Origin of the sequence: Pedobacter sp. JCM 36344, assembly GCF_046546555.1 — a bacterium.
Classification (GTDB): Bacteria; Bacteroidota; Bacteroidia; order Sphingobacteriales; family Sphingobacteriaceae; genus Pedobacter.
In genome coordinates this window covers 46,787-70,244 of sequence record NZ_JBKHKK010000016.1, presented here as the reverse complement: position 1 = coordinate 70,244, position 23,458 = coordinate 46,787, and the positions used below count along the sequence as shown (strand labels likewise).

The following is a 23,458-nucleotide window of genomic DNA, read 5'->3' as shown; positions in this document are numbered from 1 at the left end:
GCAATGGGAAAAGTAACTGGATTTTTAGAATATGAAAGAACTGCTCCTGCAAAAGAAGATGCAAAAGAGCGTTTAAAACACTATAACGAGTTCGTAAAAGATCTTGGAGACGAACAAATAAATCACGAAGCAGCAAGATGTATGGACTGCGGTGTACCTTTTTGCCAATCGGGTTGTCCGCTTGGTAACGTTATACCTGAATTCAACGATGCTGTATATTCTGGCGACTGGCATTTGGCTTCCACAATTCTGTTGAGCACGAATAATTTTCCTGAATTTACAGGCAGGATTTGTCCGGCGCCATGCGAGTCTGCATGTGTTTTAGGGATCAATAAATCTCCTGTTTCAATTGAAGAGATTGAGAAGCATATCATTGAGGTTGCTTTCGAGAAGGGATATATTAAAGCAGAGCAACCTTTAATCCGTACTGGTAAAAGAGTAGCAGTAATTGGCTCTGGTCCAGCGGGTATGGCTGCCGCAGTTCAACTAAATAAAGCAGGTCATGAGGTGGTTGTTTACGAACGTGACGATACCCCAGGTGGTCTCTTGAACTACGGCATCCCTGATTTTAAACTACAAAAGGATGTGGTTAGAAGGCGTATTGCGCTGATGGAGAAAGAGGGTGTATTATTCAAATGTAACTCAAACGTTGGTGTTAACGTAGAACTAAACACATTGTTGAGAGAGTTCCAGTCGATCGTTTTAGCTGGTGGTTCAACTATTCCGCGTGATCTTCCTGCTCCGGGCAGGGATGCAAATGGCGTTCATTTTGCGATGGATTTCCTTAAGCAACAGAACAAGCGTGTCAGGGGTTTCGATATTGGCGGAGAGCCATTAACTGCAACAGGGAAAGATGTGATTGTGATTGGTGGTGGTGATACCGGATCTGATTGTGTGGGTACTTCAAACCGTCAGGGTGCGAAATCGGTTATGCAATTTGAAATTATGCCGATGCCATCGTCTTTACGTACTCAAAATATGCCTTGGCCAACGTATCCGATGATACTTAAAGTGACTTCTTCACATGAAGAAGGTTGCGAAAGGGGCTGGGGGATTAATACTAAGGAGTTTATCAAAGACGAGCAGGGTAATCTTAAAGCAGTGAGAGTGGTTGATGTGGAATGGGAAATTGATCCATTCGGCAGGCCATCGAATTTTAAAGAAACGCCAGGCACAGAAAGAGATCTACCTTGTCAGCTGGTTTTATTGGCCATGGGCTTCTTACATCCTCAAAAGGAAGGATTGATTGAGAAGTTGGGAGTTGAGCTTGATGCCAGAGGTAATGTAAAAGCTGAAGAAGGTAAATTCCAGACCAATATTGCAAAGATATTTGCCGCCGGTGATATGCGCCGCGGACAATCTTTAGTAGTTTGGGCGATCTCTGAAGGTCGTGAAGCAGCACGTAAAGTTGACCAGTATTTAATGGGACACAGCAGTTTACCATCTAAAGATGGTATTCCATACGCATAAGGTTTTTTTAACTTATGCGGGTGTTCAACGTAACGTTGAACACCCGCATTTTGTTACTTCCGTATCAGATGGTTATAGGGAAACGTTTGTCGGACTTTTCTTGCCAATTGACAACATTTCGATAGTTTTTTCTAATCGATTGATCCTCGTTGATTCTTGTTTCGCTGTCAAGATCCATAACACGTATTCCTTTTGATGCGAATATGCTAATTCCTTAAAAAAGGCGGCGGCAAATGGGTGTTGTAAAAGCATCGTTGAGAAGTCCGCTGGAGGATAAACCTTCTTATTTTCTACATCAATGAACTCCGAAAACTCATTCGTTTTTATCTGCGTATTTCCAACCCCAGATGACTTAACATCTTCAATAGGTTTTATTCTCAATCCTGTCCAGGTGTCATCTATAGACGCCGAACCGCAAGGGCTTAGTCCATATTGATCCAGCTCGACCCATTTAGCCATTTTCAGGTCCGTGGGTATTCCAGAAGTTTTTTTAGGGTAGGCAATCCACACGACAACTTCAGATTTTATGCTGGAAGCCCATGACTCAAGCGCATCTTTTAGTTCTAAACTATTTTTAACAAATAGAAGTAGTGCGTCAAAAGATTCTGTTCGCTCATTTTCCAGTATAATAGTAGAGGTGTCTCCGAGAATTGATGCACCTTGTTCTGGAGGAATTCCTAGCACCACTTTAAAGCCTGGTTTAAGGTATAGTTTTTTTAGTAGTGCGTTTTCCATATCCAATTAGAGTTATTTAATCAAGTAATGAAGATCGATAATTAAAGGGGGGTTTCGTAGAGATACCAATATTAGAGCCTTAGCTTCGCGAAGAAATCCCAAAGTACAATTCCAGCAGCGATAGTGATGTTAAAGGAGTGTTTAGTTCCAAATTGAGGTATTTCTATACATTTGTCTATTTGTTTCATAACTTCTTCATCTACTCCATTTACCTCATTTCCAAGTATTAAAGCGTATTTCTTATTTTTATCAGGTGCAAAGGTATTGAGCATTGTACTCCCGGCAGCTTGTTCTATTGCCAGAATTTCGTAGCCCTGATCTATTAAAGATTCAACAGCGTTTAGCGTAGTTTCAAAGTATTTCCAGTCTACAGATTGTGTGGCACCTAACGCGGTTTTTTCAATTTCGCGGTGTGGCGGTTGGGCGGTGATGCCGCATAATGCGATACTTTCTATTGAAAACCCATCAGATGTTCTAAAAATCGAGCCAATGTTATGCATGCTTCGAACGTTATCTAGCACCATGACTACCGGAAGCTTTTCCTGAGTCTTGAATTCTTCGACAGAGACTCTGTTAAGCTGATCTAATTTTAGTTTTTCCAATGCTTTCAGTGTTTGGTATAAAATTCCCTCCTAAATTCCGGCGTATGCCAGAATTTAGGAGGGGGTAGTGTTTAAGGGCCGAGGGGCTGATACCTGCCTTGGCCGAGATGTAGAATTCAGGACTGATCGTTTTTAAATTGCGCTTGCTCCGTTGCCTATTTCGCTTAGGTAAATTGCTGCTGGGTATCCCACGCGTTCTACATAGTAATCTGTCAGCTCTTTCGCAAACTCTTCCTCTTTTCCTTTTTTTAATAATGCAATTGCACATCCACCAAAACCGGCTCCAGTCATCCGCGCGCCAATAACATGGTCATAATCTCTGCAAAAATCCACGACTGTATCTAGTTCAAGACCTGTAACCTCATATAAATCTTTCAGCGATTGATGTGAAGCATACATCAAACGACCAAAATCTTCTAAGCCCCCGTCATTTAACGCTTTTGCTGCCAGATTTACCCTATCGTTTTCCTTGATCACATGAGTTGCACGCTTTAACACCGTTTCATCTTCAATCAAGTGCTTATGCAATGTAAATTTCTCATAGTTGAGCTCGCAAAGGTTGTTGAGCTTAATTTCTTTATTTAGATCTGCCAGAGCTTTCTTACATTCAGCAACCCGCTCATTGTATTTAGATTCAGCCAGCTTACGCGGTTTATTCGTATTGATGATCGCAAGGTTGTAATCACCAAGTTCACAGTCAACAATCTTATATTTTAAGGTATCACAATTCAGCACAATGGCTTTATTTGCTTCCCCGAAAGCAACAGCGAACTGGTCCATAATACCACAATTGACACCAATGAACTCGTTCTCAACCTTTTGTGCAAGTAAAGGAATCTGTATCCGCTCAAGACCTAAATTAAAATAATCATTCAGCGCGTAAGCCATAATAACCTCGATAGATGCTGATGAAGACAAGCCTGAGCCAATTGGGATATTACCAAAGAACAGCATGTCCAAACCCGTAGAAATTTCATGATCTTTTAGTAATTCATTAAAAACTCCAAGGGGATAGTTATACCATTCTGAGCCTGTTTTAGTGTATTGCTTGTTCAATTCCATAGCCACTTCTTCCTCAAAGTTTAGGCTATTGAAGCGTAGCATTTTATCATTATTTGGGGCTATTAACAACCAGGTTCCTAAAGTAACCGCGCATGGCATAACCAATCCTCCATTATAATCAATGTGTTCTCCAATTAGATTCACTCTTCCAGGTGTGAAATAACTTGCCGTCGCTTCATGGGTGTATTTCTCAGAGAATTTTTGGGTTAATTCCGCTTTCATTGTAATTTTTTAAATTAATGTTTTAGTTTTAGATAAGTATTGATAGTATTGTTATCAATACAAGAATCGGTCTCTAATATACAATTATGTACCGAATCATGTAAGTTCATTCCATAAACTTTATAGTAAGCAGATGAAGACTAACTTAGTAAAAACCGGTAAAGTCATAGATGGAAAGGAAGTTCTAGGAATAGAACTGACTAACACTAAGGGCAGTTACGTGAAGATATACAACTACGGCGCTATTGTAAGCAAATTCATTGTTACTAATGTGCATGGCGACAAACAAGATATCGTACTTGGCTTCGATGATATAGAGCAATATGTAAGCGCAGAATACCTCGCAAATTATCCTTATTTAGGTGCTGTAATTGGCCGTTATGCGAATAGGGTAAAGGGTGGACAGTTTTGTATTGATGGTAAATCTTACCATCTTTTTACTACTCCTGATGGTAATTCTTTACATGGAGGAGCAGCCGGTTTTGATAAGAAAGTGTGGGAAGTGTTATCCACTATAGATCCAAGTGTTACATTACAATATATTAGTCCGGCCGGCGAGGAAGGTTATCCCGGAAATTTAACCGTACAGTTAACCTACAAATTATCTGACGATGATGAATTGATTATGGATATCAAAGCGTCTACAGATGCACCGACTGCAGTCAATTTTACCCATCATGGTTATTTTAATCTTGCTCCTGATGGAGGATCTGTAGCAAATCACGTCCACAGAATTCCCGCCAGCAACTACTTAGAACAAAACGATGATTATACTGTTACAGGGAAAATTTTACCTGTTGAAGGAACCATCTATGATTTTTTAGGTCCGAAACCCATAGGGCAGGACTGGGATCCTGCTGAAGGATATGACCAATCGTTCGTTTTAGACCAACATTCAGGAGAGATGACACTTGCCTCAGAAACTACTGAAGCTCAAAGTGGTTTAAAACTTTCTGTTTATACCACAGAACCCATAGCTCATTTTTACACGGCAAAATACACGGATGTGAAAAACGGTAAAGCTGGAAAACATTATGCGCCGTTTAGTGCATTCTGCGTAGAAACACAACATGCCCCTAATGCAATCAATATACCTGAGTTTCCAGGTACATTGCTAAGACCTAATGAGACCTATTCGCAATCTACAATTTTCAAGATAGAGCACCTCGGTTAGCTTGAACTGCACAGGTTAAATTCTCATCTCCAGACAAACCAAATGATAAGGTTGTGTGTTGTTAAAACATGATTAAATCTCCCAATAGAATTATTAAGACTTCAGTTTTACTATGCTGCATAGCATTACTTTTTTCCTGTAAAGGTGAATCTTCAAATCACTATGGTTCTGCAGTTGCTGACAGCATAGCAAACGTCGATAGCGTGAAGCCCGAAGCAGGACAAAATCCTATACCAGGTACTGATAGTATTTTTAATACGAACTCAGTGCCCGTTAGTGAAAAAGATTTAGGCAAATTCCCATACCTTAAGTTGCCGGAGTCTTACACATTCAACTACGAGAAAGAAATAAGTCTGTCAAATATTAAAGATATTGATAAAGAATATTTTGCAGTATATGGAAAATTGATACCAAAGGAAGGAAAGACCTTTAAAGCTACTCTTGAGAAAAACAGGACAGATGGAAAGCGATTTAATAGTTTAGAATTGCAAAGAAGCATAGATAAATCCATTGCAGATTTAGGTGGAATTAAGCTAAAAACAGTACCAATTACAAATAAAGAATGGGATCGAGTTGGACAAAAAGATCTCATTGAAAAAAAATACGGATATTCCATAAGTCTCAATAGTTTGGATGATATACAGACTTATTTCATTCGCACTAAAACTGAAGAAGTGTGGATTCAGGTATATCTTTTGAATGAGGAGAGTGGCAATATCACTGTCTTAGTGAAGGAAGTTGGACAATAACTAAAGGATTTTGTGCGCATAAGCAAATTTTAAGAGGCCAACTACCGATTGGGTGTTTGTCTTCCTAAAGATGTTTTTGCGATGGGTTTCTACTGTACGCTCACTAATAAAAAGCTTGTCTGATATTTGCTTGTTAATAAGCTCGTTACCAATTAGTTTGATGATTTAAATTTCCCGGTTGGTTAATCGCAATTGCACTTCCTTTTTAGTAAAATTGTTAAGTATTTCCTTTGTGACCTGTTGATCGAAATAGTTTCCTCCCTCTATCACTTTATCCAGAGCTGCCAACAGTTCCAGTCTCCCCGTATTTTTTTAAGATGTAGCCTGAAATGCCGGCATCAAGCATTTCTTTAATTACTTCGGCGGTACCAAACATTGATATTGCAATGATCTTGATAGAGGGATACGGCTTCTTAATCGACCTAGTAAGTTCAATTCCGCTAATTACCGGCATACTCACATCAGTAAGTAAAATATCTACATTTAGCTCTGGGAGCATACTTAAGACAAGGTCCGGCTCTCGACTGAAACCTACAACTTTATATTTTCTGATTCTGACAATAAAGATTGTATTCCATCGATAACTAACTGATGGTCATCAACAATAAATAGGCGTTTCTGAGTCATTTTCGAAGATACTTAGAAAGGATAATAAAAGTCAATTGCGATATTAATCAACAGGGAGCGTTAAACTTATCAAGCATCTTTCATCTTCACAATTTTCAAAATGGAATTTGACACTACTGCCGTACAATTGCTTATAGTTGTCGCCATATTCTTGTAGGTCTGCCAGTAAAACTGGGTTTGCACGAAGGCTGTAGTCCATTTCCAGTAATATACTTTGGTCTTCGATTAACAGAATCATGCTGAGTGTCACGGGTTGATTGGAGTGAACTTTACAAAATGGCTCCATGATATTTACGAGAGCCAATGGCGCTATTGATTTATCACCAGGATCTCCCTGTGTCTGAAGATTTATAGTTAGGTTGTTGTTGTACTTATTGAGATCAATGAAATGAATAAAGCTATATATGGCGCCCATTTCTTCTATCAATTTTGTGTATTGTTGACGGTTGCTGTATAGCCGGTACCTAAGAAGATCTGAGAAAGTGAGGATCGCTTCGGAAGTATTTTCAGCCATATCTGAAGCTGATTGCTTCAGTTGCGACAGAGATCTCATTAAGAAATCAGGACTAATATTAGTTTTGAGCATATCTAATTTAACCCGTTCAATCTCCTGCTGTTCTTTCTCCATCTCCATATCTGTATGTCCTTCTTCATTCTTTTCCATAAAGAAAAGCATCATTGAAAATATCAGAAAGTTGAGCAAATAGTTACCAAGGTTACTGGCATAGGAGATCATATAACTAGAATTAGCAGTCTGATGGGTACTTAAATGAACGAAATTCTTATTGTACATAACATCGATCGCTGGTATCATAAAGTAGCATGCAAGCACGATAGACCAGAACTTAAAATTCTTATTTCGTTTAAAAAAGTACGGGATGAGGTAAAGACAATAGGTATAAAAAAAGACTGCGATTAGCAGGTTGTCGAGAATGAAATGGTTAAATAATATGGCGGGAGTGATAGGTATCTTTACCGTTAGTAACGTTCCTGCAACTAATACCCATGTCCAATAAACTACATGTGCAATCCAGCGATACCTGGTAAAATATACCAGACGGTTTTTATTGTTAATCTCCAATTCTACAATATCAGCCATGCTTAAAGGTTAATAGAAAGGTCTACTTCAAACCTGTCTTTAAAGTTATTGATGGCCAAATCGTGGCGTTGGGGATATAAAATTTCCAGCCTGCGTTTGACATTTTTTAATCCTATACCACCTTTATATTCAGAGATAGATTGGCCAACAAGGTTGAATGGTTTGCTATTTTGCAGCTTGAAATGCACTAATTCTTCTGTAACATCTATTTCAAGGTTTATCCATGACTTTCCAAAACTAGTCTTGGTGCCATGTTTGAAGGCGTTTTCAAGAAAATTAATGAGTAACAATGGTGCAATCTTCTTATTACCGATTTCTCCGTTTATTTGCACCGTAACCTTAATTTGGTTCTCGTTGTGCCTCAATTTCTCAAGCGCGATATAACTATCAGTAAACGTGAATTCATTTGCTAAGGGTACAAGATCAGCCTTACACTCATATAGCATATAATACAAAAGAGACTCTAGTCTTTCTATAATTACCTTTGTTTGCGTTGATTTTTTCATGCTCAGTGCATAGATGTTGTTCAACGTATTAAAAAGAAAATGAGGATTTATCTGTGACTTTAAAAAGCTGCTTTCCAATGCAATTTTCTGTGTCTTGTATTGTTGTAGCTTCTTTAATCCCTTTTGCTGGTCATAGATATCAACAAAATAATAGAAGGCTATAAAGATCGATAGAAAAATAAGGTAGCTGGAATAGTATCTAATTAAGAGGCCTAAGAAGCTATTGTCTGCCTTGCCTGGGGGATTTGCTACCGGGCTGAAAATTGAGGTAAGTGTTAAGGTTTGCACAAGATACCAGAACAAAATTACACCTACCAGAGACATCCAGTAGTAATACTTATTAGATTTCTTCGAGAGTGGTACAACAAAAAAAAGGAAAGTGTAGGCAACAAAAAAAAAAACTATAAATCTGATAGAGAAACTTGCGATCACAATGCTATTGGGATAACCGAGCTTGAAGAAACGAATGCTATTGACATAACTGAAATAGAACGAGGCCAATAATCCCAGCCAGAAAATAAGATGGAGCATCCACCTGTTATTTTGAAATGCCCTGGAAGCTTGTTGTTTAAATATTGAGTTTGCCATCTGCGTTGCTGGCAAATTTATTCCATTAGTTTGATAATAACTAAGGATTTTAACTATTTGTAAAATTTAGAAATCGACATCAAATGTTTCAGAAGAGGGAAATGATGACAAATGTGGTCACAAGTGTAAAGACTATCTGCGTTCTTAATTATTTAAGGAACAGGGAAGAGATATATAAAATCTAGTACTGATCTACGACTGGTTTGCTGATTTTAATAAACCTCTTCCAACAATTTTGTCTTTTGCTGGAACCTAAAAAATAATAGTATTGAAGCGGTTAAAAGCCCAAAAGTCAGTCCGTACCAGATTCCATTGACCCCCATCTTTAAAACTATTCCTAACACATAAGCTAAAGGAATCCCGATGATCCAATATGCGATGAAGGTGATTATGGTAGGAACATTGACATCACCAACGCCTCTTAAGATACCTAAACCAACGACCTGGGTACCATCGAACAATTGGAAAAATCCTGCAATGATAAGTAGTTGAGCTGCAATACTTATGACTGCTTGATCCTCAGTATAGATATAGGGCAAAAGGTTGTTTGCGAAGATAAAGAAAATGGCGGTGACAGACATAAATACAATGATTACATGGTAACTTGCTATTGCTGATCTCCTAAGATCTAAAAAGTTGGCTTTGCCAAGATTGTTGCCAGTTTTTATGGTCGCTGCAGAGGCTATCCCACTGGCCATCATGTAGGTTACTGCAGCGAGGTTGATCGCTACTTGATGTGCTGCTTGTTCTACAGCTCCAATGGTTCCAATGAGAATAGCGGCTCCACTAAATGCGCTGATTTCGAACGCGTACTGAAGAGCAACCGGCGCGCCTATTTGCAATATTCGGTTTGAACGGATTTTATCAATAAAAGTGAATTTAAAATTTTGTATATACCTCTTAAAATGAACGGAACGCATTACGTAGGTAACCATAACAATTGCCATTAACGTTCGGTCAATCAGTGTACTTAGTCCTACTCCTTTGACTCCCATCGGAGCAATACCAAACATCCCTTTTACGAAAATTACACCAAAAATTACGTTAATAACATTACCCCATACAGAGATATACATCGCCTGTTTAGTAAAGCCCAATCCTTCTGTGAATTGCTTAAAGGTTTGAAAGATCATTAAGGGAATGATGGATAGCCCAAGATAGGCAAGATATGGTTTTGCATAGGCAACAACCTCTTGGGACTGACCGATGTGGTCAATTACCAAGAGAGAACCGAAATGAACTAGCGTATATAATATAATGGATGTTATAAAATTTATAATCAAGCTGTTAGATAGCAGTTTCCCACACTCGTCAAAGTTTTGTCGGCCATTCTCTCTAGCAACTAATGGAGTAAGGCCATAAGAAAGTCCCATTCCCAGTACCAGAATCAACATAAACACACTGTTCACCAAAGAAACGGCTGCAAGTTGAATGGTGCCGGCAAAGTGACCGACAATAACGCTGTCTGCCAGATGAACAAGAGTATGGCCAAGTTGAGAAACTACAATTGGCAAGGCAAGATGCAGGTTATCTTTGTAGTAAGGTTTGTATTTATTTAGAAAGGCAGTCAACATTAGGGCAAAAGTCGGGTTTTTTAACAAGAGTTGAGTTGAATATTTTTTCATCCTTGAGCAAGCTCTTACGGACTACTCAATAACAATAATGCTCCGCATCGTGAATATCGAACGTCATCCTGTATTTATTTTAGGTAGCAACGTAGTACTCTTCTTTTTCTGATGTTACTGGTTTAATAATTCCGCCAAGGATAAGGCTCACCAATACCTTTTGTGACTGACGGTAGGAGCTACGTGTGAGCTTGCTAAACTGCTTCAATGTTATTCTGCCTTCCTGAGTTAAGTGATCAAATAGTTTTTGTTCCTGATCGGTATAACAAATCACATTGTCTGTGTTTTCATTACCTCCTTTAATGACTTCTATAATGATTTTACTTGCAAGGATACTTTTATCGTTAACTCGATAGTAAACCCACCATTTTTTTTGCTCATCTAATGCGTAATGGGGCTTGCTATCACTTGCAGCTATCTTGACTACCAAAACCAGTTTATTATCCACATATATTTCTTCAAACTCGGGTTCTATAGCAGGCTTGCAAAACTGATGTGCAGATTTAGTAATCATGTACCGCTCCTCATCTTCAGATTTTACTCCTCTGATCGCACCGTTATCTGCTACGCCAATCAAAAGTTGTCCACCTTTGTTATTGGCAAATGCAACCAGGCTCTTCGCTATTTTTTCTACACTGGTGATCGTTTTCTTGAAATCTAACGTTGTTCCTTCGCCCTGCAGGATAAGTCTTTTGATGTTCAATACATTTCCTCCTGTTCGTTAATAAGCAATACGCGGTATTTCACCGAGATGCAGACTTCTAATATAGACTTCATTCATAACCGTAGCACAGAGTTCGCCAGAGGAGTTTGTAATCTCCATTGGATATGCTTTCACAAATTTTCCAACAGTATTTAACGCCAAAATAGCTTCAGTTAACATCTCGTCGCTTATAGTAACAGTAAAAAAGAGGTCAGTTCGTCCTGGTTTGAGGTATTGGATTGAAGCACTTTTCAACCATACTCTTACCTTGAAGCCTTCTCTCTGAAGAAGCTGATCAAATAAAAGGGCGTAAAAAGGGTCGGTAGCCGCGTAGATTGTACCACCGAAAATTGAACTATTATAATTTTTATTGAAAAGACTTTTATTGATCTTAACATCTACCCTTCGAAATCCCTTATGAAACTTCCTTACCCATATCCTCTGGAATAGAAAAGGAGGGTAGAAGCACAAGCCCCATTTTAGGGTTCTTTCAGAAACGATCATAACGCTAAATATCTAAAAGTTTATCGAAGTTAAAAATTTAAAATAATAAAACTAATCAGAGAATTTATCGTTTATATAGTGAAAACCTAAATATCAAAACCTTAATCATGAAAAAAAAAATTTTAAATTTAGCATCTGGACTGGCATTGCTGGCTATGATGTCAGCATGTAGTTCTACCGACAAAACTGCAAGTAGAAGCGATAGTTCAATGGTTGACACCTCTATGAACATGGCAGATACTTCTATGGCTGCTACAGGGCAGGGAGTACAAGTTGGTGGCGCGACGATGGTTTCTTCTAAAAACATCGTTGAGAATGCAATTGCTTCTAACGATCACACCACGTTAGTAGCTGCTGTCAAGGCTGCAGGTTTGGTGGAAACATTAAGCGGCGCTGGCCCATTCACTGTATTTGCTCCAACGAATGAAGCATTTGCAAAATTACCTGCTGGAACAGTCGATAATTTACTTAAACCAGAGATGAAAGCTGATTTGGCAAAAGTATTAACTTATCACGTTGTTGCTGGTAGTTATAAAGCTGCAGACCTAAAAAACGGTATGGAATTAACTACTGTTCAGGGTGGCAAAATTAAGTTGACCGAAAAAGACGGATCATGGTGGGTAAATGATTCGAAAATTACAGTTGCTGATGTGGTATCAAGCAACGGCGTAACATTCGTGATTGATGGAGTGTTGATGCCGAAATAGTATTCTCTTTTAATTAATTAATTTTTTAATAAAAGGTTCTTTCAAGATAACGAAAGAACCTTTTATTTTTATGATATTAGAAATTTAAAACTATTTATAAGCATTTATTTTGACGTGAAGGTAAACATAGGAAAAACCCCTATGTTATGAAAAAGTTCATCTTAAGTCTTGCTTTTGCTGCATCGATAATGATAGCAGTATCAGCATGCAGTTCAACGAAAAGTATTTCAGAAGGTGCAGACAGCACAATGACAGATACGACAGGTACGCCATTAGATTCAACTATAATGCAAGTTGATACTACAATAATATCAGTAGATACTACTATGGTTAAGCCGATGTAGTCATTCGGTTTAACAATTAAAGGCCTGAGCGAATAACAGTTAAATCTTCATTACTATTCCGTACGCTTTTTTTTGTATTTTCGACGGCCAAATAAAGTTTCATGTGTGCTGCTGAAAACAATAAAAAACTATTTTTTTTGATTCTTGTGGCCTCGCTGGGTTATTTTGTCGATATATACGACTTACTTTTATTCCTAATCATAAAGAATAAAAGCCTTTCTTCACTTAATGTACCAGCATATAAAATTACTGAAACCGGGTTATCATTAATGAACTGGCAAATGGCCGGGCTGTTAATAGGTGGTATCCTTTGGGGTATTTTGGGCGATAAAAAAGGACGACGTTCAGTTCTTTTCGGCTCCATAATTATGTATTCTATTGCCAACATAGCGAACGGTTTTGTTACGAGTATTCCCATGTATGCCGCTCTTAGGTTCATCGCGGGGATTGGACTTGCCGGAGAACTTGGTGCAGGAATAACTCTGGTAAGTGAGAGTATGAACAAGGAGAATAGGGGTTACGGTACGATGATGGTTGCAGGGATCGGTCTGTTAGGTGCAGTAGGCGCCTATATTGTCGGAAATCTTTTTGAATGGAGGACGGCGTTTTTTGTTGGAGGCGGTTTAGGGATAATACTTCTTTTATTAAGGTTTGGAGTCTTCGAATCCGGGATGTTTGAAAAGATGGCGAAGAAAGGCGTGGTAAAGGGAAACTTCTTAATGCTATTTTCAACGAAAAAACGTTTTTTTAAGTATTTGAACTGTATTCTGATTGCTGTACCACTTTGGTATGTGGTAGGCATACTAGTGGGTATAGCACCTGTTTTCGGTAAGGCTTTGGGTTCGATTGATGTTTTGGATAATGGGAAAGGGGTAATGTTTACCTATATCGGTATTTCACTGGGAGATTTTGCAAGTGGCGCCTTAAGCCAGCTGTTTAAGACCAGAAAAAAAGTCGTTTTTGTTTCCATTACGTTGACGTTCATTACGATGCTTGTGTACCTGCTAAATACGGGCTGGTCGGCAAACGAATTCTATGTGCTTTGTCTATTCTTTGGGTTGTTTACTGGATACTGGGTAGTGTTTGTTACGATGTCTGCTGAGCATTTCGGCACCAATTTGAGGGCGACAGTCACGACGAGTGTTCCGAACATGGTAAGAGGTTCGCTAATTCTTGTGACTATACTATTTCAGTTTCTGGTTACCAAATTCGGTGTTATTAATTCAGGTTTAATTGTGGCCGTGCTTACCGTTTCAATTGCTTACATCGCTTTGTACAATCTCGACGAGACGTACGGAAAGGACTTGGACTACATCGAAGAATAGTGTCAAAAAATTGTACTATCTGATGATTTCGAGCTTTTAACTTTCTTTAAAGGTTAACTTTGAGTTCAATCAGGATTATGGAGTTTAGAGATCAGGTGGTAGCAGCATATCAAAGAATACAGGAGGATATTTGTCGGGATATGGAGCTTGCGGATGGTAAGTCGAAGTTTGAGGAAGAATTGTGGGCACGCGAAGGCGGCGGCGGAGGGCGCACCCGAATTATGCAAGATGGGAATGTTATTGAAAAAGGAGGAGTAAATTTCTCTGCCGTTTATGGAAAACTGCCTGAAGCTATTAAAAAGGCATTTAGAGTAGAAAGCGACGAGTTCTTTGCCGCAGGTGTTTCTATCGTTATGCATCCTTCAAATCCTTTTGTTCCGATCATCCATATGAATATTCGCTATTTCGAAATGGATGAGGAGACGCGTTGGTTTGGTGGGGGGATTGATCTGACTCCCCATTACGTTATAGATACTGATGTTAGGTATCTTCACCATCTGTTAAAGCAAACTTGTGATCGATTTGATGCATCGTTCTACGCTAAATTTAAGAAACAGGCTGATGATTATTTCTTTATAAAACACCGTAACGAGACAAGGGGAGTGGGTGGCATATTTTATGATCGATTGAAGCCTGAGAATACTGGTTTAAGTTATGAAGAGATCCTGAATTTCTCCATTGCTGTGGGGGAGACTTTCTCTCCTGTATATTCGGAATTGATAGATAGGAATAAGGATTTGGAGTACACACCAAGCGAGCAGGAATGGCAATATCTCCGCAGAAGCCGATATGCAGAATTCAACCTCGTATATGATTCGGGAACCAAGTTCGGACTGGAAACCAATGGCCGCATAGAGTCTATTCTTATGAGTTTGCCGCCTATGGCCAAATGGGTTTATAACCATCAGCCGGTGATTGGAAGCCCCGAATGGGAGACCTTAAGCAAGCTAAAAAAGGGTGTGAACTGGGTTTAAAATTTTTCAACAATAGGTCTTCTTGGCAGTTTTTTTAGTAGATTCGCAAGGATACAGTAAAACCAAATTTCAACGTTCTAAGGAACATTAATATTTATGGCTGAAGATTTAGACAATCAACAAAACGACAAAATAATAAAAATAGATATTGACGAGCAGATGAAGTCGGCTTACATCGATTACTCGATGTCGGTAATCGTATCAAGGGCTTTGCCTGATGTGCGTGACGGATTAAAACCAGTACATAGACGTGTGTTGTACGGTATGCTTGATTTGGGTTTAGCAAACAATAAACCTTATAAAAAGTCTGCCCGTATTGTGGGGGAGGTTCTTGGAAAGTATCACCCACATGGCGACTCTTCGGTATATAATACCATGGTAAGGATGGCTCAGGATTGGAGTTTACGTTACCTGATGGTTGAAGGACAAGGAAACTTTGGTTCAATTGATGGTGATTCACCGGCAGCGATGCGTTATACTGAGGCACGTTTTCAGAAAATTGCCGAAGATATGCTAGCTGATATCAACAAAGACACTGTTGATTTCCAATTAAACTTTGATGATTCCTTAACGGAACCTACTGTTTTACCTTCTAAAGTACCGAATCTACTAATTAATGGATCCTCTGGTATTGCGGTAGGTATGGCAACTAATATGCCTCCACACAATATTACTGAGGTGATCAATGCGACCGTTGCATACATTGATAACAATGAGATCACAATTCCGGAATTAATGAAGTTTATCAAGGCGCCGGATTTTCCTACCGGAGCGCTTATATATGGTTATGCGGGAGTGCAGGAAGCATTCGAGACAGGTAGAGGGAGGGTGATGATGCGTGCGAAAGCAGAAATCGAAACCCATAAAGACCGCGAAACAATCATTGTAACCGAAATTCCATACCAAGTGAATAAGGCGATGATGATTGAGCGTACTGCTGAGCTTGTAGGTGAGAAAAAAATTGAAGGTATCTCTAATATTAAAGATGAGTCTAATAAAGATGGAATCCGTATCGTTTATGAGATCAAAAGAGATGCAAATGCTTCTATTGTTTTAAACAACTTGTTTAAACAAACAGCTTTACAAACTTCGTTTAGCGTGAACAATATTGCCTTAGTAAAAGGCAGACCTCAGATGTTGAATCTGAAAGATCTTATACACTATTTCGTTGAGCATAGACATGAAGTTGTTGTTAGACGTACTAAGTTTGAACTATCTGAAGCAAAAAAGCGCGCCCATATTCTTGAAGGATTGTTGATCGCCTTAGATCATATCGAAGAAGTAATCAAATTGATCCGTGCATCTGATACTCCCGAAGCAGCAAGAGTTGGATTGATGGAAAAATTCGGTCTGAGTGATATTCAGGCTAGAGCAATCCTTGATATGACCCTACGCAGGTTAACAGGGCTTGAGCGTGATAAAATCAAGGATGAGTACGACGAATTGATGAAAACTATCGACTATTTACAGTCGATATTAGACGATGAGGGTTTGCGTATGCAGATAATCAAAGACGAATTGGCTGAGATGCGTGAGAAATATGGCGATGAGCGTCGAACTCAGATCGTACACTCTGCGGAAGACATGAGTATGGAGGATTTTATTGAGGATGAAGACGTTGTGATCACGATTTCTCATGAAGGTTACATAAAACGTACTCCTGCCACCGAATACCGCACTCAGAGTCGCGGTGGAAAGGGAGCTAAAGGAAGTGATTCCAGAAACGAGGATTTTATTGAGCACTTACTAATTGCGTCTAACCACAACTATATGTTGTTCTTTACTGAAGCTGGTCGCTGTTTCTGGTTAAGAGTTTACGAAATCCCTGAAGGTTCAAGATTGAGCAAAGGTAGAGCAATCCAAAATATAATTAACATTCCTAAGGAAGAGAAAATCAAGGCATTTATTAAAGTAAAAAACCTTAAAGATCAAGAATACCTTGAGAACAACTTTATTATCATGTGTACCAGGAAAGGTACCATTAAGAAGACTTCTTTGGAGGCATATTCAAGGCCTAGGGTTAATGGTATCAATGCGATTAATATTAATGAAGGTGACCAACTAATTGAAGCAAGTTTGACCACTGGATCCAGTGAAATCGTAATGGCGTTACGATCCGGTAGAGCGATCAGATTCAACGAGTCTACAGTTAGACCGATGGGTAGAACTGCCACAGGAGTACGAGGTGTTACACTTTCACATGACAAAGACGAAGTTGTTGGCATGATTGCTGTTGAGGACTCATCAGCAACGGTTCTGGTAGTTTCAGAAAAAGGTTACGGTAAACGTACAGATATCGATGATTATCGCGTTACTAACAGAGGCGGTAAAGGTGTTAAAACCATAAATATAACTGAGAAGACAGGCTCCTTAGTAGCAATTAAGAACGTTACTGATGCCGATGACTTAATGATCATTAACAAATCCGGTATAGTGATTCGTATTGTGGTCAGCCAGTTAAGAGTTATGGGGAGAGCTACACAAGGTGTTAGACTGATCAATTTAAAAGGTAACGATGCGATTGCATCTGTAGCTAAAATTGAACATGAAGACGAGGCTGAGGTTGATGAAGATGCAATAGTTGCAGATCCGGAAGCTGAAGGAAAGGTAATAGTAGGAAACGGCGAAGTTGAGGAAAGCTCAAAAGAGATTGAAAGTGAAGATTTGGATGATAAAGAGGCTCAGAATGATAATGATGAAGAAACCGAATAACTAATATAACTTTAGAACAAATTAAGATGAAAAAAGTACTTTTAAGTATGATATTTGCCAGTACAGCTCTACTAGCAAATGCGCAAAAATCTGAGGTAGAGGCTGCTAAGAAAAGTTGGATGGATTATGCAAACAGCCAGAATGCTGTTACTATTGATCTTGGTGCTTTAGCTAGCAAGATGAAAGTTAGCGCAGACAAAAAAAAAGAAGAACCAGCCAAACCGAAGCCTACTTTAGCTGAGGATTTAGCTATTTTAAACGTAGGTTTTGCTCATACCGATCTTGCAATTGGACATGAGAAATCTAAAGATATGCCGACCGCGTGGTCTATTAGGGCACTAATTGCTTCACGGATCGCCCTGATTGATACAACTGATTTTCAAAATTCTATTGCCAAGCAGCAAGTGGCTTCTGAAGCTATTGAGAAAGCTGAAGCATTAAATGTCAAGAAAGATAAGAGTGTTGAAAACGATGTTAAGGATGCAAAAGATTTCGTTGAAAATGCTTTTTCCAACAGAGGTATGATTGCTTACAAAAGAAAGGATTATGTAACAGCGTATACCGCTTTTAACGCTATGACTATAAAAAACCCACAAGACACTTCAATGTTTGTCAATGCAGGTTTGGTTGCGCGCTTGGCAGAAAAGTATCCTGAAGCGGTGGCGAGTTATAGAAAAGCAATTGATTTGGGATTTAAAGATTCGTATTCTCTTTACAGCCAAATCGTTGACATCACAGGCACCAACCTGAAAGACAGTGTTAAATACCTTGAGGTGTTGAACGAGGCATCTGCAAAATATCCTGATAGTACTGCTTTTATCGGACGTATCACCGATTATTATACTAAAAAGGGTGATGTCGCTAAGTCTCAAGAGATGTTGAAAAAGTTGGCTGAGAAAGATCCTAAAAATGCTGTCTACCAGTATTATATCGGGGAGACTTACTTTAAGCAAGCTTTGTCACTCCAAGAAAAGAGAAATGATATTGATCAAAAGAAGAAGAAAGAGTATGACGATATGAGTTCTAAAATGATGGCTAACATCGATCTAGCACTACCATACTATAAAAAGGCGCTTGCGATTGATCCTAAATATGCTGATGCAGTGGACAAATTAAAGTCTATTTACGGCTTTAAGAATGATACGCCAAATTATGAGGTGATGAGCAAACTGCTAATAACATTAGATAAAAAATAAGTTTGCATAGATAAAGAGGGGTACAAATCCCTCTTTATTTTTAGATTTGGTATATGAAAAGGATATTTCTGTTAACCTTCGTCTTTCTGGTAGTAGTAAGCAATACCATTGCTTTTTCTCAAAAAAGTCAGCTAAGAGTAGCCCGTAATAGTATAGGAAAACTACAAGTTGCTATCAATAATCAAAAGGATAACAAAGCACAATTAGATATACTTGGCGAAGGAGTAAAGGCAGCCGAAGCTGCGCAGAATGATAGGAAAACTAGAAAATGGTCAGAAACTTGGGCTATTAAAGCTTACCTAAGTTCTTATGTCTCTATTTTAGATGGTAACGAAGGAAATTCCGATAGGTATTACGGGTTGGCTATTGCTGCAATTGATTCTGCTAAAAGATTGGATAGGTTCGACGACAACGCCCGCCTTATTGAAGCGTCAATTTACAACATCAATATTAAAAAGCAAAACAAGGCGAATAATGCTTATAAAAATAATGACTTCACGACAGCTTTTAATTTGTTGAAAGAAGTAAGTGATTTCTTCCCAAAAGATACATCCTTAGCGATTAATACGGCGTTATCTGCCCAGAATATTCGTGCGTTTGATAATGCTTTAATCTACTTTAGGAGAGCTAAAGATAATGGAGCTAAAGATCCTGCAATCTTTCAAACCCTTTCAAAACTGTACACTTCAAAATTTGAGCATGAAAATGCTATAAAGTCATTGGAGGAGGGTATAACAGTAAACCCATATAACACCAACCTCACCAATGACTACATCAATTTGCTTTTGGACAGCGAAAAATATCCTGAAGCGATACATACGATTGAGCAAAATTTAAAGGCTACTACGAATAACAAATTGTTATTTTTTTTATACGGCTACCTACAACAGAAAGGCGCAGGATATCATACAGCTCAGCTGGCTTACAATAGAGCACTGGAATTGGACGAAAATTATTTTGATGCACTTTATCAGTTGGGATTAGCTTATGTAGATTCTGCAAACGAAGCGTTGAAAGCTAAAACGCCGGACAGCAATCAAAAATTTGCGGGTTTAGTCAATCGGGCTGAGGTTGCTTTGCTACAAGCACATGAAATCAATCAGAACGATAAGTCTACTGTAGAATTACTTATTGAAATTTATACACGAAAGAATAAACTAGATAAAGTTCAGGAGTTGAAGTCAAAACTTGAAGAATTCTAGTTAGCTAAGTGATTAGTTGAGACTTCGGTTATAAAACAACAACTACTTAACATAATATTAATTATAGGACTTTTCCTTATATTATGTTACGTACACAAAATGCCGTTGTAGCAATCGTTCCGGCAAAACCAAATATTAACGTTCTTTATAGGCGTTTACAATCTTTTCTAAAGGCATCCGGTATAACGTTTACTACTCATGCTAAAACATTCATTCACATAACCAGCGGCGTTTTGCAGGGAATAACCCTTAAGCCACACAATAACTATTGTTCTGTTACTCGAAATAATCAATCTGCATTTGATAAAGTAAGAATCAAACACGATTTACATTGTAATTACTCGGTGTCTGTTTTGCTATACAAGCTATACAAGCATGGTGTTTTGCCGCAAGTAAATTATTTGGTTATGTCAAAGCTTGCGGATTGTGAAAAATGGAACTAATACGGCATTTAATGCTCATTGTCAGCGTAAACGTAACAGCCTGTTTGACCTTGATGACTCTTTGGGATGTACTGCGCTACAGTTGTTTACTCAGCAAACTATACTCAAAAACCTACCAGAATACCTTGTTATTGATCGCTATATGTTTGACGATCACGACGCTTTATATATCGTGGTTAAGCTTGCAGATACTACACTAAGAAAGATAACGATCTGTCCTTTAGGTCTTTACACTATGTCAGGTATTCACGTCTGGCAAAAACCAACTTACACAACTCCAAAACCACAATTAAAACTATTCTAATGGAATTATTACAGATAGCCTTTATTTTGCTTTCTCTGGCTTATTTCTTTGTTATTGGCGCCTTTATAGGTCAAGTTATCGCTGAAATTGTAAACAATAAAGCTTCATAATGTTATGGAAAAACCTGTTTCTCAATACTCCCAAATGTTTGGTGAATTGGGTAATGCTGTTAATGATATAGACACTAATGGATATTTTAATTCTCCATATATCTATAAAATTCTTGATCGGTTATGGCATGAGAATGACAAGCTTTCAAGCCTTCCCTTAATGGATTCATTTTATATGCAACAACTCAAACTCACTCAAAAACAATAAGATACAACGCTAGCGGTGGATCGCCGGAAAATAAAAGAGAATAAAAAACCCTGAAGCGTCTCAAACTTCAGGGTTATAAGTCCTTTCTCCTCTCACAGGTAAAGACTTAAAAATGCTCAATAACATCAATGCACATAAATGTTACTTAAACAAAATTGTTTCGTTATTTCAGATGCTGAATACAGTCACCTAGAGTCTGGTACATATTGTATGCCGAAAACTGGGTATACTGGTTCATCTTTGCAACGAAAGCGGAATAAAGATACCGACTTTAATTTTAAAGAAAACAAAAAAGAAAAATTATTGCTTAAAAGCGATACTTCAACAATCTTTGCAGATCAATGGGCTGTAGCCTTAAAAGAAAAGAGAGAATTAGCTGAATTAATCAACAAAAACAAGCTCGAAGAGATTGAGAAAGGGAACATTCCCGCTCCTTTTGTTCATACCCTCTCTCCTCGTAGTAAATCAAAACTCAGAAATAAGGTTATAGCCTGGAGTAAATTAATACCAGAAAAACAGTCTGTAAAGTTCACGTTTGTAACGCTAACCCTTACATCGCCTCAAATTGGTACAGATAAGGAATTTACAAAAATGCAAAACACTTTTTTTACTTATCTGCGCAAGTATTATCCAACCTTATTTAAACGATATTTATATGTACTGGAAAGGCAAAAAAATGGGAACATTCATTCTCATATTATTTGTTCTAATTTCTTGCCAATACAGGCAATAAATCGTGCATGGTGTCGTGTTCTATCTGATCACGGTTATACATACGAGCAAAACGGTCAAAAAGTGTCCCCAATGGACGCCTTGTCCAACGTTTCAAACTGGCATAAGCGTAATAACTCGCTTCCGGTAAACCAAAGGTTGGAAAAAAAACAGTGTCCGTTTAGCACTCCTTCACCTGTTGATATAAGGCAGGTACATGATTTAAAGGCGGTTTCCTCTTATGTAACGAAGTATATAACAAAGAATGAATCTAATATGCATACTCAGGTTTGGAATTGTTCCGGATTTGTTTCAAAATTATGGACTGGCGCCTATATCTGCGCTCAAACGCATTTTCTTGCGCTCAAACGCATGGTTGTAACCGAAAAAAAAATAATGCTTGACAACGCGGATAGTCTGACGGTATACTTGCTGAGTAATTATACAAATACTCAAAAAAATATATTCTCACAGGTAAATAAATATGAAACTTAGATCAGGGATAACAGGCCGCGCCGCCGAATCAGACATTCAATGTCAAAAACCAATTTCTCACCTTTTAGTTACAAAAATTGGTGCTGCCGCATTTCTAAACGAAATTATATCAGCTTCAATTTCAGACGGTAACGGCGGGCAACAAAAAGTGCTTGCAAAAGTAAAGATATTCGACGCTGCGTTACTTTCACAATTTGAAAACGGATTTTTAAGTCAGACGGTTAATGCAGATGCTACAATTACAAGTGCTTTTATCATTGAATTAACTAAGGACGGAAAAGGTTTGGATTTAAGGAATGAAAGATACCTGTCTATTGATATGGAAAGTCTTGTTCTTGGCTCGACTTATGATATCAACGGCATTGAAAGCCCTGTTCCTCAAGATCGTTATTTAGACTACAATACTACTGGTATTGCTGGTACGACTGCGCAACAAAAATCCTATGATGTTCCGTTTGGTGCATATGAGATCGGCGTTAAAAACAACGGTGCTTTATCTAAATTAGTTCTAACGTATTTAAACGGAAATCAAATTTCCTATCTTCCGGAGGAGTTGGCTGCTGTTACTCGTGAGTTCAACGATATTACGCTAGCCTCAGATACTCTTGTAGAGGGTGACGCTATTAATCAAATGGTACTGGCTGGTTCTGCTTTGATGTATTACCAACGGTTAGAGGGTGTTTCAAAGTTTGAAATTCATACGACTGGAACTGCTGAATTAACATTCATATTGGTAACTGAAAAAAGCCTTTAAGATGTTCAGTATGCAAACGTCTAATGTAGAACCGTCCGACTCCCTTCAGGGTGTCGATCTCTACGGCGGCACTGTCAGTGCTGTACATCAGTTCCCTGATAACTCAGGTATATTCCCTGAGACTGTTAGTTCTGATAACATACTAGGTGTTGTGGCTGGCTCTCCGGCTCCTTCAAAATTTAAGATGTATTTACAGTCTTTTATTGCTTGGGCAAAACAAAATGTTTGGCTTCTTGCTGCCGCTCTGCTAATTGGCTATATGCTTTTTTGTAGTGATAACAAAAAAAAGTCTTACCGTAAATATTAA

The 23,458-nt window shown here is 38.4% G+C and carries 25 protein-coding genes; 15 read left to right on the top strand and 10 right to left on the bottom strand.

Going from position 1 to position 23,458, the window contains the following annotated elements:
• Positions 1-3: 3 nt before the first annotated feature.
• The gene (locus ACHFIZ_RS15015) at positions 4-1,470 is read left to right on the top strand and encodes a glutamate synthase subunit beta (RefSeq protein ID WP_410887260.1); all 1,467 of its coding nucleotides are present in this window, start codon (positions 4-6) and stop codon (positions 1,468-1,470) included.
• 72 nt (positions 1,471-1,542) lie between these two features.
• Here ACHFIZ_RS15015 and ACHFIZ_RS15010 read toward each other — a convergent pair whose 3' ends face one another.
• The 3 genes from ACHFIZ_RS15010 to ACHFIZ_RS15000 form a co-directional block, all read right to left on the bottom strand.
• Positions 1,543-2,205: a YdeI/OmpD-associated family protein gene (locus ACHFIZ_RS15010; RefSeq protein WP_410887258.1), complete on the bottom strand. Its 663-nt coding sequence runs from the start codon at positions 2,203-2,205 to the stop codon at positions 1,543-1,545.
• 71 nt (positions 2,206-2,276) lie between these two features.
• Positions 2,277-2,807 carry an RNA methyltransferase gene (locus ACHFIZ_RS15005; RefSeq protein WP_410887256.1) on the bottom strand — a complete coding sequence of 177 codons (531 nt, stop codon included), beginning with the start codon at positions 2,805-2,807 and terminating at the stop codon, positions 2,277-2,279.
• Between the two features lie 132 nt (positions 2,808-2,939).
• Positions 2,940-4,091, bottom strand: coding sequence for a galactokinase (locus ACHFIZ_RS15000; RefSeq protein WP_410887254.1), 1,152 nt, complete (start codon positions 4,089-4,091; stop codon positions 2,940-2,942).
• A 133-nt stretch (positions 4,092-4,224) separates the two neighbouring features.
• On the opposite strand from ACHFIZ_RS15000, the gene ACHFIZ_RS14995 reads away from it, so the two are divergent.
• Together ACHFIZ_RS14995 and ACHFIZ_RS14990 are read left to right on the top strand one after the other, a co-directional pair.
• Complete coding sequence (locus ACHFIZ_RS14995) at positions 4,225-5,265, top strand: aldose epimerase family protein (protein ID WP_410887253.1); 1,041 nt, start codon at positions 4,225-4,227, stop codon at positions 5,263-5,265.
• Positions 5,266-5,333: 68 nt separating this feature from the next.
• A complete protein-coding gene (locus ACHFIZ_RS14990; protein ID WP_410887251.1) occupies positions 5,334-6,014 on the top strand; it encodes a hypothetical protein in 681 nt (226 codons plus the stop codon).
• On the opposite strand, the gene ACHFIZ_RS14985 is transcribed toward ACHFIZ_RS14990, so the two are convergent.
• The 7 genes from ACHFIZ_RS14985 to ACHFIZ_RS14955 all read right to left on the bottom strand — a co-directional run bounded on the left by ACHFIZ_RS14985 (position 6,015) and on the right by ACHFIZ_RS14955 (position 11,666).
• On the bottom strand, positions 6,015-6,167 hold the full coding sequence (locus ACHFIZ_RS14985) for a response regulator transcription factor (protein ID WP_410887342.1): 153 nt from the start codon (positions 6,165-6,167) through the stop codon (positions 6,015-6,017).
• A gap of 118 nt (positions 6,168-6,285) precedes the next feature.
• Positions 6,286-6,567: a response regulator transcription factor gene (locus tag ACHFIZ_RS14980; protein ID WP_410887340.1), complete on the bottom strand. Its 282-nt coding sequence runs from the start codon at positions 6,565-6,567 to the stop codon at positions 6,286-6,288.
• A 117-nt stretch (positions 6,568-6,684) separates the two neighbouring features.
• The gene (locus ACHFIZ_RS14975; RefSeq protein ID WP_410887249.1) at positions 6,685-7,740 is read right to left on the bottom strand and encodes a histidine kinase; all 1,056 of its coding nucleotides are present in this window, start codon (positions 7,738-7,740) and stop codon (positions 6,685-6,687) included.
• Between the two features lie 2 nt (positions 7,741-7,742).
• Complete coding sequence (locus ACHFIZ_RS14970; RefSeq protein ID WP_410887247.1) at positions 7,743-8,834, bottom strand: sensor histidine kinase; 1,092 nt, start codon at positions 8,832-8,834, stop codon at positions 7,743-7,745.
• 212 nt (positions 8,835-9,046) lie between these two features.
• Positions 9,047-10,408, bottom strand: a complete 1,362-nt coding sequence (locus ACHFIZ_RS14965; RefSeq protein ID WP_410887338.1) for an MATE family efflux transporter — start codon at positions 10,406-10,408, stop codon at positions 9,047-9,049.
• Between the two features lie 130 nt (positions 10,409-10,538).
• Positions 10,539-11,162 carry a helix-turn-helix domain-containing protein gene (locus ACHFIZ_RS14960; protein WP_410887245.1) on the bottom strand — a complete coding sequence of 208 codons (624 nt, stop codon included), beginning with the start codon at positions 11,160-11,162 and terminating at the stop codon, positions 10,539-10,541.
• 18 nt (positions 11,163-11,180) lie between these two features.
• The gene (locus ACHFIZ_RS14955) at positions 11,181-11,666 is read right to left on the bottom strand and encodes a DUF4442 domain-containing protein (protein ID WP_410887243.1); all 486 of its coding nucleotides are present in this window, start codon (positions 11,664-11,666) and stop codon (positions 11,181-11,183) included.
• A 224-nt stretch (positions 11,667-11,890) separates the two neighbouring features.
• Here ACHFIZ_RS14955 and ACHFIZ_RS14950 point away from each other — a divergent pair, with 224 nt between their 5' ends.
• The 12 genes from ACHFIZ_RS14950 (at position 11,891) to ACHFIZ_RS14895 (ending at position 23,458) form a co-directional block, all read left to right on the top strand.
• A complete protein-coding gene (locus ACHFIZ_RS14950; protein ID WP_410887336.1) occupies positions 11,891-12,373 on the top strand; it encodes a fasciclin domain-containing protein in 483 nt (160 codons plus the stop codon).
• A 146-nt stretch (positions 12,374-12,519) separates the two neighbouring features.
• On the top strand, positions 12,520-12,717 hold the full coding sequence (locus tag ACHFIZ_RS14945; protein WP_410887241.1) for a coproporphyrinogen III oxidase: 198 nt from the start codon (positions 12,520-12,522) through the stop codon (positions 12,715-12,717).
• A gap of 101 nt (positions 12,718-12,818) precedes the next feature.
• The gene (locus ACHFIZ_RS14940; protein WP_410887239.1) at positions 12,819-14,042 is read left to right on the top strand and encodes an MFS transporter; all 1,224 of its coding nucleotides are present in this window, start codon (positions 12,819-12,821) and stop codon (positions 14,040-14,042) included.
• Positions 14,043-14,119: 77 nt separating this feature from the next.
• On the top strand, positions 14,120-15,016 hold the full coding sequence (gene hemF / locus ACHFIZ_RS14935) for an oxygen-dependent coproporphyrinogen oxidase (RefSeq protein ID WP_410887334.1): 897 nt from the start codon (positions 14,120-14,122) through the stop codon (positions 15,014-15,016).
• Between the two features lie 96 nt (positions 15,017-15,112).
• Positions 15,113-17,728 carry a DNA gyrase subunit A gene (gene gyrA / locus ACHFIZ_RS14930; RefSeq protein WP_410887237.1) on the top strand — a complete coding sequence of 872 codons (2,616 nt, stop codon included), beginning with the start codon at positions 15,113-15,115 and terminating at the stop codon, positions 17,726-17,728.
• Between the two features lie 26 nt (positions 17,729-17,754).
• Entirely contained in the window at positions 17,755-18,924 is a 1,170-nt protein-coding gene (locus ACHFIZ_RS14925) for a tetratricopeptide repeat protein (protein ID WP_410887235.1), read from the top strand.
• A 53-nt stretch (positions 18,925-18,977) separates the two neighbouring features.
• On the top strand, positions 18,978-20,126 hold the full coding sequence (locus ACHFIZ_RS14920) for a tetratricopeptide repeat protein (protein ID WP_410887233.1): 1,149 nt from the start codon (positions 18,978-18,980) through the stop codon (positions 20,124-20,126).
• A 426-nt stretch (positions 20,127-20,552) separates the two neighbouring features.
• Positions 20,553-20,873, top strand: a complete 321-nt coding sequence (locus ACHFIZ_RS14915) for a hypothetical protein (RefSeq protein WP_410887231.1) — start codon at positions 20,553-20,555, stop codon at positions 20,871-20,873.
• A gap of 114 nt (positions 20,874-20,987) precedes the next feature.
• Positions 20,988-21,191, top strand: coding sequence for a hypothetical protein (locus ACHFIZ_RS14910; RefSeq protein ID WP_410887229.1), 204 nt, complete (start codon positions 20,988-20,990; stop codon positions 21,189-21,191).
• Between the two features lie 138 nt (positions 21,192-21,329).
• Positions 21,330-22,397 carry a hypothetical protein gene (locus ACHFIZ_RS14905; RefSeq protein WP_410887227.1) on the top strand — a complete coding sequence of 356 codons (1,068 nt, stop codon included), beginning with the start codon at positions 21,330-21,332 and terminating at the stop codon, positions 22,395-22,397.
• Entirely contained in the window at positions 22,387-23,151 is a 765-nt protein-coding gene (locus ACHFIZ_RS14900; protein ID WP_410887225.1) for a hypothetical protein, read from the top strand. The genes ACHFIZ_RS14905 and ACHFIZ_RS14900 overlap by 11 nt, the downstream gene beginning before the upstream one ends.
• A 10-nt stretch (positions 23,152-23,161) precedes the next feature.
• Positions 23,162-23,458: a hypothetical protein gene (locus ACHFIZ_RS14895; RefSeq protein ID WP_410887223.1), complete on the top strand. Its 297-nt coding sequence runs from the start codon at positions 23,162-23,164 to the stop codon at positions 23,456-23,458.